The sequence below is a fragment of the Acidovorax sp. JMULE5 genome, assembly GCF_013376875.1.
Taxonomy (GTDB): domain Bacteria; phylum Pseudomonadota; class Gammaproteobacteria; order Burkholderiales; family Burkholderiaceae_C; genus Acidovorax; species Acidovorax facilis.
The window spans coordinates 2,772,014-2,784,011 of the sequence record NZ_CP035951.1 but is presented as its reverse complement, the minus strand read 5'-3'; the positions used below and the strand labels follow the sequence as shown (position 1 = coordinate 2,784,011).

At 67.0% G+C, this 11,998-nt stretch carries 12 protein-coding genes; 7 read left to right on the top strand and 5 right to left on the bottom strand.

Going from position 1 to position 11,998, the window contains the following annotated elements; translation table 11 throughout:
• Positions 1–103: 103 nt before the first annotated feature.
• Positions 104–1,336, top strand: a complete 1,233-nt coding sequence (gene tyrS, locus EXV95_RS12490; protein ID WP_176887086.1) for a tyrosine--tRNA ligase — start codon at positions 104–106, stop codon at positions 1,334–1,336.
• A gap of 95 nt (positions 1,337–1,431) precedes the next feature.
• Here tyrS and EXV95_RS12485 read toward each other — a convergent pair whose 3' ends face one another.
• Positions 1,432–2,433, bottom strand: coding sequence for a LysR substrate-binding domain-containing protein (locus EXV95_RS12485; protein ID WP_121421221.1), 1,002 nt, complete (start codon positions 2,431–2,433; stop codon positions 1,432–1,434).
• 131 nt (positions 2,434–2,564) lie between these two features.
• Here EXV95_RS12485 and EXV95_RS12480 point away from each other — a divergent pair, with 131 nt between their 5' ends.
• Both EXV95_RS12480 and EXV95_RS12475 read left to right on the top strand, forming a co-directional pair.
• Positions 2,565–3,104 (top strand): DUF2917 domain-containing protein, encoded by a 540-nt coding sequence (locus tag EXV95_RS12480; RefSeq protein ID WP_176887085.1) that lies wholly within the window; start codon positions 2,565–2,567, stop codon positions 3,102–3,104.
• 105 nt (positions 3,105–3,209) lie between these two features.
• Entirely contained in the window at positions 3,210–3,587 is a 378-nt protein-coding gene (locus tag EXV95_RS12475) for a DUF2917 domain-containing protein (RefSeq protein WP_176887084.1), read from the top strand.
• 125 nt (positions 3,588–3,712) lie between these two features.
• Here EXV95_RS12475 and EXV95_RS12470 read toward each other — a convergent pair whose 3' ends face one another.
• Positions 3,713–4,321: a TetR/AcrR family transcriptional regulator gene (locus EXV95_RS12470; RefSeq protein ID WP_176887083.1), complete on the bottom strand. Its 609-nt coding sequence runs from the start codon at positions 4,319–4,321 to the stop codon at positions 3,713–3,715.
• A 230-nt stretch (positions 4,322–4,551) separates the two neighbouring features.
• Here EXV95_RS12470 and fabF point away from each other — a divergent pair, with 230 nt between their 5' ends.
• Positions 4,552–5,826 carry a beta-ketoacyl-ACP synthase II gene (gene fabF / locus EXV95_RS12465; RefSeq protein ID WP_121422874.1) on the top strand — a complete coding sequence of 425 codons (1,275 nt, stop codon included), beginning with the start codon at positions 4,552–4,554 and terminating at the stop codon, positions 5,824–5,826.
• Positions 5,827–5,863: 37 nt separating this feature from the next.
• On the opposite strand, the gene EXV95_RS12460 is transcribed toward fabF, so the two are convergent.
• Positions 5,864–6,262: a BLUF domain-containing protein gene (locus EXV95_RS12460; RefSeq protein WP_121508511.1), complete on the bottom strand. Its 399-nt coding sequence runs from the start codon at positions 6,260–6,262 to the stop codon at positions 5,864–5,866.
• 126 nt (positions 6,263–6,388) lie between these two features.
• On the opposite strand from EXV95_RS12460, the gene EXV95_RS12455 reads away from it, so the two are divergent.
• From EXV95_RS12455 to EXV95_RS12445, 3 genes are all read left to right on the top strand, one after another.
• Positions 6,389–7,144 (top strand): Crp/Fnr family transcriptional regulator, encoded by a 756-nt coding sequence (locus EXV95_RS12455; protein ID WP_121421217.1) that lies wholly within the window; start codon positions 6,389–6,391, stop codon positions 7,142–7,144.
• A gap of 168 nt (positions 7,145–7,312) precedes the next feature.
• Positions 7,313–8,743 (top strand): bifunctional UDP-N-acetylglucosamine diphosphorylase/glucosamine-1-phosphate N-acetyltransferase GlmU, encoded by a 1,431-nt coding sequence (gene glmU / locus EXV95_RS12450; RefSeq protein WP_176887082.1) that lies wholly within the window; start codon positions 7,313–7,315, stop codon positions 8,741–8,743.
• Complete coding sequence (locus tag EXV95_RS12445) at positions 8,740–9,534, top strand: ATP-binding protein (protein WP_176887081.1); 795 nt, start codon at positions 8,740–8,742, stop codon at positions 9,532–9,534. The genes glmU and EXV95_RS12445 overlap by 4 nt, the downstream gene beginning before the upstream one ends.
• Positions 9,535–9,678: 144 nt before the next feature.
• Here EXV95_RS12445 and EXV95_RS12440 read toward each other — a convergent pair whose 3' ends face one another.
• Positions 9,679–10,809, bottom strand: a complete 1,131-nt coding sequence (locus EXV95_RS12440) for a diguanylate cyclase (protein ID WP_176887080.1) — start codon at positions 10,807–10,809, stop codon at positions 9,679–9,681.
• A 48-nt stretch (positions 10,810–10,857) separates the two neighbouring features.
• On the bottom strand, positions 10,858–11,910 hold the full coding sequence (locus EXV95_RS12435; RefSeq protein ID WP_176887079.1) for a diguanylate cyclase: 1,053 nt from the start codon (positions 11,908–11,910) through the stop codon (positions 10,858–10,860).
• Positions 11,911–11,998: the final 88 nt, after the last annotated feature.

The following is an 11,998-nucleotide window of genomic DNA, read 5'->3' as shown; positions in this document are numbered from 1 at the left end:
TGGTCAAAAACAAGTCGAAACAGCGGTCCCACTAGAATCCGCCTCAAGCAATGTGGGCTGAAGTATAGCGGTGCATGCTGTCTAGACATCCCAAAAAACCCTTATGAATCAATCTGCTGTTACAACAACCCCGGTCTCTGATGGTGTAAGACAGGCCCTCGAAATCTCCCTGCGTGGCGTGCAAGAGCTGCTGCCGCAGGACGAATGGGTCAAGAAGCTGGCGCGCTCGGAGGCCACAGGCCAGCCGCTGCGCATCAAACTCGGGCTCGATCCCACGGCTCCCGACATCCACATCGGCCACACGGTGGTGCTGAACAAGATGCGGCAATTGCAAGATCTGGGCCACCAGGTGATTTTCCTGATCGGGGACTTCACCAGCCTGATCGGCGACCCCTCGGGCCGCAACAGCACGCGCCCGCCGCTCACGCCCGAGCAGATCAAGGTAAACGCCGAGACCTATTACAAGCAGGCCAGCATGGTGCTGGACCCGGCCAAGACCGAGATTCGCTACAACAGCGAGTGGAGCGAACCCCTGGGCGCGAGCGGCATGATCCAGCTCGCCTCGCGCTACACCGTGGCGCGCATGATGGAGCGCGACGACTTCCACAAGCGCTTCACCACCGGCCAGTCCATCGCGGTGCACGAGTTTCTGTACCCGCTGATGCAGGGCTACGACTCGGTGGCGCTCAAGAGCGACCTGGAGCTGGGCGGCACGGACCAGAAGTTCAACCTGCTCATGGGCCGCCATCTGCAGCAGGAATATGGCCAGGAGCCGCAGTGTGTGCTCACCATGCCGCTGCTGGTGGGGCTGGATGGCGTGGACAAGATGTCCAAGTCCAAGAACAACTACATCGGCATTGCCGAAGAGGCGAACACCATGTTCGCCAAGGTGCTGTCCATCAGCGACACCCTGATGTGGGACTGGTACACGCTGCTGTCGTTCAAGAGCCTGGCCGAGATCGCCGCGCTCAAGGCCGAGGTGGAGGGCGGGCGAAACCCCAAGGATGCCAAGGTGATGCTGGCCAAGGAGATCACCACGCGCTTCCACAGCGCTGCAGCGGCTGATGCCGCCGAGCAGGACTTCACCAACCGCAGCAAGGGTGGCGTGCCGGACGAGATCCCCGAGGTGAGTCTGTCGGGCGCCCCGCTGGGCATCGGGGCGCTGCTCAAGCAGGCCAACCTGGCGCCGTCTGGCAGTGAGGCCAACCGCCTGATCGACGGCGGCGGCGTGCGTGTGGATGGCAGCGTGGTCAGCGACAAGGGCCTGAAGCTGGCCGCTGGCACCTACGTGGTGCAGGTGGGCAAGCGCAAGTTCGCAAGAGTGACTTTGTCCTGATTTTTAAGTCAGATTGGCTGTCAGCGCTTGTCAAATAAGCGCTGGAAGCTATCAAAATAGAAGCGCTGAAGCCGCAAGGCCCAGCGCTTTCTTCATCAGGCCCCGTCCAGGTTGTCGTTCAAATCCGGATCGGGCACATCGCCAATTGCCTGGCGGGTGGCCTCGGCCTGCACCTGCAGCCAGGCGCAGAAGGCCTTGATCTCCGGCCGCTGCGCGCTGCGTGGCCCCACCATGAGCCAATAGGCCAGCGGCGAGTCGATGCGGTGGCCGGGCAGCACCTCCACGAGGTCGCCAGCGGCCAGCGCATCGGCAATCAGCGGCATGCGTGCCAGCGCCAGGCCCTGGCCGGCCAGCGCGGCCTGCACGATCTGGTGGGCGTAGTTGAAGTACAGCCAACGCTGGGGTTGCAGCTTGGTCAGGTCGCGCGTGTCGAACCAGCGGCGCCAGCTCAGGTATTCCAGGTAGTGCGTGCGGTGGGCGTCGCCTGCCTCGATCAGGGTGAACTGCGCCACGTCGGCCGGCGTGCGCAGCGGTTTGCCGCTCTTGAGCAGCCAGGGGCTGGCCACCACGGCCAGTTGCTCGCCAAACAGGCGGATGCCGCCTTGCGTGGCGCCGGCGGGCATGGCGTAGCGCAGGGCCAGGTCCACGTCCGAGGTTTCCAGGTCCACCTGCACGTCGCTCGCATCAATGCGGATGTCGATGCCGGGGTTGTCGCGCTGAAACTCCTCCATGCGCGGGATCAGCCACATCGACGCAAAGCTGGCCCAGGTGGTGATGGCCACACTGCGTCGCCCGGCCGTCTGGCGTACCAGGCGCACAGCCGCGTCCATGCGCTCCAGCGCCGGGCCCACGGCACGCTGCAACTGCGCGCCCGCGCTGGTCAGCTCCACCGCGCGGGTGTGGCGCAGAAACAGGGGCACGCCCACTTCTTCCTCCAGCGCCTGGATCTGGCGGCTTACGGCCGACTGGGTGAGCGCCAGTTCGTCGGCGGCGGCGCGGAAGTTCAGGTGTTTGGCCACAGCCAGAAAGGCGCGCCAGTGCCCGGTGGCCACGGGGCGGGTGCGCAGAACAGCGGGGGAATATTCGGCAGAGGCCATGGCAGGTGTCCTGAAGACGATTCATGCGTTGACGGAATGAATAGCGTACCGCGTTTTCATTGGACTGTGTACGGCGCAAGGCGCACCATTCAGGCTCCTCAACACGTTTTACTGAAGCCAAGGAGCCTGTCATGTCCCCCCGCAACGTTCTGGAATCGCAACAATCCGTCCACGCCGCCCTGGCTGGCCGTCGTGCGGCCGGTTGCTGGAAACTGGCCACAGGCCGGGCCTTGTCGCTGCGTCCGCACACCCATGGTGTATTGCAGATTGCGCAGGGGCAGGTCTGGCTCACCCTGAGCGGGTCTTTGGCGGATTTGCCGGGTGCGGCGGCCGACCATGTGCTGCGGGTTGGGGAGCAATTGACCATTGCGCCGGGCCAGCATGTGGTGATGGAAGCCTGGAACCCCCGGGGCAACGCTGAGGCCGTCGCTTTCCGCTGGGACAGCGTGGTGGCACCGGCCACGGCGCAGCCCGCCAGCCTGGCCGCCCGCGACTGGGAATGTGGCGTGGTGCAGCCGCTGCGCGACCTGGTGCAGTCACTGGGGCAAGGCGGGCGCGCCCTGGGTGCGGCGCTGGCCGATGTGACGGGCGCAGGCGGCCGGTTTGCCGCCGGTCTGGCCCGGTTTGCTCTGCATCGGATAGCAGCACCGCTACAGCGCAAACCAGCTTGAAGCGTATATGCAGGAAAAGCATCAATAGGTGCCGTGCTTTTCATTGGACGTTGTTCTGCAAGCCGCGCACCATACGGTCTTATTAGGGTTTACCCGGAGAACATCATGACAACCTCTTACGCTCTTCATCTGTTTGCATCTTCGCGCGCTGTGGCCGCCGCAGCCGGTGGCACCGGCACCGTGGCTGCAGGGGCTGCAGTCACCCTGGCCCCCAAGGCCGCGATGGTCCTGCGCATTGCGGAAGGCCAAGCCTGGGTCACCCTCGGACAGGGCCTGGGCGACAGCAGCGACCTGTTCCTGTGCGCTGGGCAGTCGCTGCCCGTGGCCGCGGGCCAGTCTGTGGTGGTCGAGCCGCTGAACGGCCGCCGTCTGCAGTACCGCTGGGTGGATGGCGATGCCGCCAGTGCCCGCCCCGCATCCTGGTGGCGTCGTGCGTCCGTTGGCAACGGGGCTCCCGCCTGGGGCGATGCCTGCTGCGCCTGACCTGATCTGAGGCGCTCGGTAGCCTCGGTTGGGGTGTGGGGTTAGAGTAAAAAGAGCTGCTAGCGCTTGTCCATCAAGCGGTAGCAGCTCTTTTTTTGATAGCGAACGGGACAAGCACCAGGCCGTCAGCGCGGGTCTTCACCCAACAGCCCGATCAGCTGGGTCTGCAGCGTCGTCAGCAGTTCATCCGACAACGCGGGCTGCGCCGCAGCGGTGGCTCGGGCCAGCACCAGCCCGCCGACCATCGTGGCCAGGACTTGCATGGCGCGCGCTCGGTCTTGTGGCGGTATGGGGGCGCTGCCCGCCCCGGCACTGCTGTCTGCCAGCAACTGCGCAAAACGCTCGATATTGCGCTCAATGCCCTGGGCAAACACTTCGGATAGCTCGCCGCCCGCCCGCGCAGCGTCCACCGCCAGGGCTGCGGCCGGGCAGCCCGAGCCCGGCGAATCGCGGTGCTGGGGCGAGAGGTAGCTCTTTATGCGCTCGCCGATGGTGGTGTTCGGGGTGGCGCCGTCCAGCGGGGCGATGGACCAGTCGAACGCTCTCGCACACGCCTCCTGCACCAGCGCGTCCTTGGACGCGAAATGCCGGTACAGCCCGCCATGGGTGAGCCCGGCATCGCGCGTGATGTCGGCCACGCCCACGCCGGTCAGCCCCCGCTCGCGGTACAGGCGGGAGGCTGCGTCCAGGATGCCCTGCCGGTTCTCTGCGGCCTGTGCTTTGGAAACCTTCATGGGAGCCTCTTATTGATTGCGAGCGTACGCAAAAAGCAGTTGTGCCTTTATGATGATGGCTGCAATCATAAAGGCGCGGGCCCTTTCCGCGCGTCGCTGCAGCACCCCAGAACCGGTTCTTGGTGCTGCGCCCAATTTGTCTGACGAGGTGAATGCATGAAAAAAATGATCCCTGGCGGCCGTGGTGCCGAGGTGTGGAGTGGTTTGTGCTGCGACAAGGCGGTGGCCTGATGCGGCGCGTTGTGGTCACGGGCATGGGCCTGGTGTCGCCGCTGGGCTGCGGCGTGGAACTGGTCTGGCAGCGCCTGCTGGCCGGGCGCTCGGGCCTCTCACGCCTGCCGGACGCGGTCACGGACGGCATTGCCGCCAAGGTGGCGGGGCAGGTGCCGGATGTGGCGCAAGACCCCGAAGGCGGCTGGGATGTGGACGCCGTCGTCTCGTCCAAGGACCAGCGCAAGATGGACCGCTTCATCCCCTTTGCGCTGGGCGCGGCGCAGCAGGCGCTGGCGCAGGCCGGCTGGCCGCCCGCCGATGAGCGTGCGCGCGAGCGCACGGCCACGGTGATCGCTTCGGGCATTGGCGGCTTTGGCGCGATTGCCGAGGCGGTGCGCACCACCGACACGCGCGGCCCGCAGCGCCTGTCGCCGTTCACGGTGCCCTCCTTCCTCGTCAATCTGGCGGCAGGGCAGGTGTCGATTCGCCATGGCCTCAAGGGGCCGCTGGGGGCGCCGGTCACCGCCTGCGCCGCCAGCGTGCAGGCGATTGGCGATGCCGCGCGCCTGATTCGCAGCGGCGAGGCCGATGTGGCCCTGTGCGGCGGTAGCGAGGCGGCCATTGACCGCGTGAGCCTGGGCGGCTTTGCAGCGGCCAAGGCGCTCGGCACGGCGTTCAATGACACCCCCGAGCAGGCATCGCGCCCCTTCGATGCGCAGCGCGACGGCTTTGTGATGGGCGAGGGCGCGGGCATGCTGGTGATCGAGGCGCTGGACCATGCCCTCGCGCGCGGCGCCACGCCGCTGGCCGAGCTGGTGGGCTACGGCACGTCGGCCGACGCGTACCACATCACCTCCGGCCCCGAAGACGGTGACGGCGCAGCGCGCAGCATGCTGGCAGCGCTGGCGCAGGCAGGCCTCACGGCGCAGGACGTGCAGCATCTGAACGCCCACGCCACGTCCACCGGCGTGGGTGACCGGGGCGAGCTGGCGGCCATTCGCCGTGTGTTTGGCGCGGGGTCCCAGGTGGCCATCAGTTCCACCAAGTCGGCCACAGGCCATCTGCTGGGGGCGGCGGGCGCGGTGGCCGCCATCTTCACCACGTTGGCGCTGCGCGACCAGGTGGTGCCGGGCACGCTGAACCTGCACACGCCCGATGCGTTGGCCGAGGGGCTGGACCTGGTAGCGCTGCGGCCCCGGCCCATGGCGCTCTCCCACGCCATGCTCAACGGGTTTGGTTTTGGCGGCGTGAACGCCACGCTGGTCCTGCGGCGCTGGCCGGTAGCCGCTTGACGTCTGGTGCCTGCCCCGTGCTGTGGGGGGAGCGATCTCAGTGGACGAGTTCGCCCCGCACGGCCTCGAAGGCGGCCAGGGCTGCTTCCCCATCCAATTTCTCCATGCGGGCGAGTGCATCCTCGTCTTCCACGGTGCTGAATGCCAGACTGAAGTGCTGAAAACGCCGGCCCGCCAGCGGGCCGTGGTGCAGCACCTCGACGTTGACATGGCGGGGGTCGTTGCGGATGCGTTCGATGAGTTTGAGCACCGCCTTCTGCGGACCTTCGAGCTGCTGGCAAAAACGCTGGCCGTCAAAAATCAGCAATCCCGTCACGTCCAGCTCCGCGTTGACCTGGCGCGCTCGCCCGGCAATCTCGGCCACCACGCTCAGCGGTTGCTCGGGGGCGAGGGTGCTCACGTAGAGGACCTCGTAAAGGGCGGGGGATACGTTCATAAGTGAGGCCCAATGTAGGGGGCACACGGCGGTTGCACAATGTCAAAAGACATAGATGTAACTGCTGCGCCACCCGGCGCGTTGTGGTGCTGTCGCCAAATGTGAATCGATGAGAATTGCGCCACCATGAACGCCACCCTGCCCGCCCATGTCTGCCCCCCAACGTGCCACGATTGCAGATTGCGCAAGACCGGCGCCTTCACCGCCGTGAAGCCCGAGGTGCTGGACTTCATTGAAGGCTTTCGCACCGACAGCCTGGCCGTGGAAGCAGGCGGCGCGCTGGTGCGCGAAAACCAGACCAACGCCAAGCTGTTCACGCTGTATTCGGGCTGGGCCTTTCGCTACAAGACCATGAGCGACGGGCGCCGCCAGATCCTCAATTTTTTGCTGCCTGGCGACCTGGTAGGCCTGCAGCAGGAGTTTGGCGATGTCTCCACCCATGGCATCGAGGCGCTGACCGATTGTTCGCTGTGTGTGTTCCAGAACGACAGCCTGTGGGCGCTGTTTCGCGAGCACCCGCGCCTGGGCTACGACATCACCTGGCTGTCGGCCCACGAAGAAGGCCATGTGGACGACAACCTGCTTACCGCCGGCCGCCGCAACGCCACCGAGCGCGTGGCCATGCTGCTCATGCACCTGTACCGGCGGCTCGACCGCATCGGGCTGGTGGAGGACGGCACAGTGGCGTTCCCGCTCAACCAGCAGCACATTGCCGACGCCCTGGGGCTGTCGCTGGTGCACACCAACAAGACGCTGCGGCGCCTGTCGCTGCTGGGCCTGCACGAGCTGAAGAACGGCCGCTTGCGCCTGCTCAACACCCGGGCTCTCGCGCGCATCGCCGAGTACTACGACACGCCGCCCCGGCTAATGCCGTTGCTGTAAAACGCTGTCTGCTGCGGCAGAAATCTGAGAGAAATTGCCTCTAGCGCTTGATAGATAAGCGTGAATAGCTATTGTTTTAATAGCTTTTTGCGCCCAGCGGGCTGCAGCCGATAATCCACGCCATGCCCGCGCGCCGGGCTTTTGCAGCGCCCACCCATCTCCTCTTTCATGACCTCACTCGACATCCTCATCATGGCGGCCGGCAAAGGCACGCGCATGAAAAGCCGCCTGCCCAAGGTCCTGCAGCGCTTGGCCGGGAGGCCGCTGCTGCACCATGTGCTGGACCAGGCCGCGCACCTGCAGGCGCGCAGCGCCATCGTCATCACCGGCCACGGTGCTACAGAAGTAGAAGCAGCTACCGCAGGTGCAGCAGGCGCTGGCGCCTCTTTTGACCTCAAATTCGTGCGCCAGGAACCCCAGCTGGGCACGGGCCACGCGGTGCAGCAGGCCGTGCCGCACCTGCGCGATGACGGCACGGTGGTGGTGCTGTCGGGCGATGTGCCGCTGACCCAGGCCGACACCCTGCGCGCCCTGGTGGCTGCCAGCGGTGGCGAGCGGCTGGCGCTGCTGACGGTGACCCTGCCCGACCCCACCGGTTATGGCCGCATCGTGCGCAATACATCGGATGCCGTGCAAGGCATCGTCGAACACAAGGATGCGAGCGACGCCCAGCGCGCCATCACCGAGGTCTACAGCGGCATCATGGCCGTGCCCGCACGGTTGCTCACGCCCTGGCTGGCGCGGCTCACCAACAACAACGCCCAGGGCGAGTACTACCTGACCGACATCGTCGCCATGGCCGTGGCCGATGGTGTGCCCGTGGTGGCCCACCGCATCACTGACGCGCTGCAGGTGGCAGGCGTGAACAGCCCGCTGCAGCTGGCCGAGCTGGAGCGCGCGCACCAACTGCGCCAGGCGCGGGCGCTGATGGAGCAGGGCGTGCGCCTGGCCGACCCCGCCCGCTTTGACCTGCGCGACGATACCCGCAGCGGCGTGCGCGGCGAACTGGTCTGCGGGCAGGACGTGGAGATCGACGTGAACTGCGTCTTCACTGGCCGTGTGGAGCTGGGCGAGGGTGTGAGCATTGGCGCCAACTGCTGCATTGCCAACGCACGCATCGCAGCAGGCGCGGTGATCCACCCCTACACCCACATCGACGGCGAAAAGCTGGGCGCCACCGTGGGCGAGGGCGCGCTGATCGGCCCCTTTGCCCGCCTGCGCCCCGGCGCCCAACTGGGCCGCGCGGTGCACATTGGCAACTTTGTGGAAGTGAAGAACAGCACCCTGGCCGACGGCGCCAAGGCCAACCACCTGGCCTACCTGGGCGACGCCACGGTGGGTGAACGCGTGAACTACGGCGCAGGCAGCATCACCGCCAACTACGACGGCGCCAACAAGCATCGCACGGTGATCGAGGCCGATGTGCATGTGGGCAGCAACTGCGTGCTGGTGGCACCGGTCACGATTGGCGCGGGGGGCACGGTGGGTGGTGGCAGCACCATCACCAAGAGCACGGCGCCGGGGGCGCTGAGTGTGGCGCGGGGCAAGCAGGTGAGCATTGCCAACTGGACTCGCCCCGCCAAACAGCCCAAGCCATGAACGAACCAGACGCCAGCGCCGGGGACGAGCTGCAGCAATTGCAGGGATTGCGCGCCGCGCTGGCCCGCAGCCAGCAGCAGGTGGCCGACATGGCCGCTGCGCAAGAGGAGTTCTTGCGTGCCGTGTCGCACGACCTGCGCGCGCCGCTGCGGCACGTGACGTCGTACGGCACGCTGGTGCGCGAGGTGCTGGGCGACCTGCCGCCCGAGGTGCTGCGGAGCGCCGAGGTGCAGGAGGCGCTGGGTTTTCTGGCCACGATGGACCAGTCTGCCCGGCGCATGGGGCTGATGATCGACGGCCTGCAAGCCCTGGTGCGCGCCAGCCGCGCGCCGCTGCGCCTGCAGCCTGTGCCGCTGGGCAGTGCCATCGCCCAGGCGCGCGCCGCGCTGGCCGCTGCCGAGGCCGGGCGGGCGGTGGAGTGGCGCATTGCGTCGGATTTGCCCACTCTGCAGGCGGACCCCACGCTGCTGCAGGAGCTGCTGGTGCAAGTGTTGGGCAATGCCCTCAAGTTCACCCGCCCCGTGGCGCACGCGTGCATCACGGTGTCGGCGGATGCGGCACCCGCAGGCCAGGTGGCTTTTACGGTGCAAGACAACGGCGTGGGCTTTGACCCCGCGCGCGCGGGCAGCTTGTTCGGCGTGTTCCAGCGCCTGCACCGCGAGACGGAGTTTGACGGCGTGGGCGCGGGGCTGGCGCTGTGCCGCGCGTTGGCGCAGCGCCATGGCGCGCAGATCAGTGCCACGGCGGTGCCGGGCGGTGGCTGCACGGTGCGCGTGTGCTGGCCGGCGTGAGCAAAGATTTGATAATTTGCTATTAAAAATATAGCTATTTGCGCTTGATGGATAAGCGCTGGCGGCAATTTTTATGCTGATTCCTGTGGCCCGCGGCGTTGTCAGCGCCCCGGGCTCAGCAGGTGCAGCAAACCCCCTCCGGGTTCAATGGGTCTGCACCACCGGCGCCGGTGGTGCCGCGTGGGATGTCTGCGCTTCATGGTCTGCCACCTGGTTGCGCCCGGCGTTTTTGGCGCGGTACAGGGCGGCGTCGGCGTCGTTGATCCACTCGCGCAGGCCCGCCTGGTGGGGCGCGGCTTGTGCCAGGCCGATGCTGCTGGTGAGGTGCAAATCAGGCTGGTCGCGCAGGTGCAGGGCCGCGATGCGGCTGCGAATGCGCTCGGCGATGGCCAGCGCATCGGCTGCGCGGGTGCCGCTGAGCACCACCGCAAATTCGTCCCCGCCGTAGCGGCCTGCGTGGTCGTGTGCGCGCACGCAGTCCAGGATCACCTGGCCCACGGCGTGGATCACTTCGTCCCCCACGGTGTGGCCGTGCAGGTCGTTGATGGACTTGAAGTGGTCGATGTCGATCATCAGCAGGCAGGCGGGGCTGCCGCTGGCGTGAAACCGCTCCAGGCTGAGCTTGGCCTGGTCCTGCCAGTGGCTGCGGGCCACCAGGCCGGTCTGGGCGTCGGTGCGGCGCAGGCTCTCCAGCTCGCGGTTTTGCCGCGCCACCGTGCGGATCAGCCGGTAGCTGGACGTGCTGACCGCCAACCCATGCACGATGAGCAGGGGCAGGGTGCACACCACCACCAGCAGCGAGCTTTCCAGGCGCGGCTCGGGCCGCAGCAGCAAGGTCGTCAGCAGGCACATGCCCGCCATGCCGGGCAGGGAGTGCAGCCACAGGCGTTTGATGCCAGTGCTGAACTTGTCGTAGGTGGTGATGAGGGCCATCACCACGCAGGGCAGCAGGTTGAAGTGCAGCAGCGGCACCCACATGCCAGCGATGGCCGAGTCGATCAGCAGATTGCGCACTTCGGCCCGGTAGGGATCGGCGCTGTGCCGGGCCAGCAGGTAGGCCAGCTGGGGCCAGACCAGCGCGGTGACCCCCAGCAACCACCACATCCACGCTGGAGAGTTGTTGTCGTGCAGAACACTGCCCAGCAACACGGCACCCAGGCCCATGCCCAGCATGCGCAACGGGTAGATGCGGCGGTAGGTCAGCCGCTCCGACGCGGGGCCTATGCCGCCGTGGCGGCGGTAAGAAGCAGGCTGTGGATCGTTCGCGGAGGGCATGGTGGCACGGGGCGGCGAATGTGGTGTGCTGGAACCGGTTCTGGGCTGCTACACCGCAGGCGCCAGCGCTGGCTCCATGCACCCCGCCACGCGGTTGCGCCCACCGTTTTTGGCGGCATACAGCGCGGCGTCGGCGGCGTCGATCCAGGCGCGCAGGTTGCTGTGGCGGTGGTCGGCGGGGGCTACGCCGATGCTGCTGGTGATGCGCACGCCGGGCAGGCTGCGCAGGCGCACGCCTTCGGTTTGCTCGCGGATGCGGTGGGCAATGGCCAGCGCGTCCTTGGCGAGCATGCCCGGCAGCACGATGGAAAATTCATCGCCGCCGTAGCGCCCGGCGCAGTCGCCCGCGCGCACGTTGCCGCGTACCACATGGGCCAGCGCGCGGATCACCTCGTCACCCACGGTGTGGCCATGGGCGTCGTTGATTTCCTTGAAATGGTCAATGTCCAGCATCAGCATGCAGGCGGGTTCGTTGCTGGCGTGGTGGCGGCGCAGCGCCGCCTCGGCCTGCTCTTGCCAGTGGCCGCGCCCGAACAGGCCCGTGAGCGCATCCACGCGCCGCAGTTCGTCCAGCATCTGGTTGTGCCGTGCCGACTGGCGGATGAGCTGGTAGCTGACCATGCTGACCGACAGCGTGTGCAGCGCCATCACCGGCAGGCAGGCAACCATGACCCGCATGGAGGTTTCCGGCGCCCAGTGCAGGCCGGCCAGCGCCGCGCCCGCCAGCCCCCCGACCAGCATGGCGGGCAGCGCACGCGCCCACAGCCCGCGGATGCCGGTGGTGATCTTGTCCACCATGGTCAGTGTCAGCAGCAACACGCTGGGCAGCAGGTTGAAGTGCATCAACGGCACAAAGCTGGCGGCCAGGGCAGAGTCAATGAGCAGGTTGCGGGTTTCGGCGCGGTAGGGGTCGGCGCTGTGCCGTGTGATCAGGTAGGCCACATGGGGCCACACAAAAGCAGGCAGCACCATGGCCAGCCAGGCGGAGACGCTGGCGTGGCGCTCCCACAGCACCACGCCCACCACCATGCCACCGAGCCCCATGCCCAGAATGCGCAGGGGGTAGATGCGGCGGGGCATCTGGCGGCGGGGTGTGGGCATGGATGGATAGGGTGATGCCGCTCGTGCTGCGCTCTGGTGGGGGCGGGCTCGCGAAAGGGCTGGGGGGAGCTTACATGCCCCTGTGGGG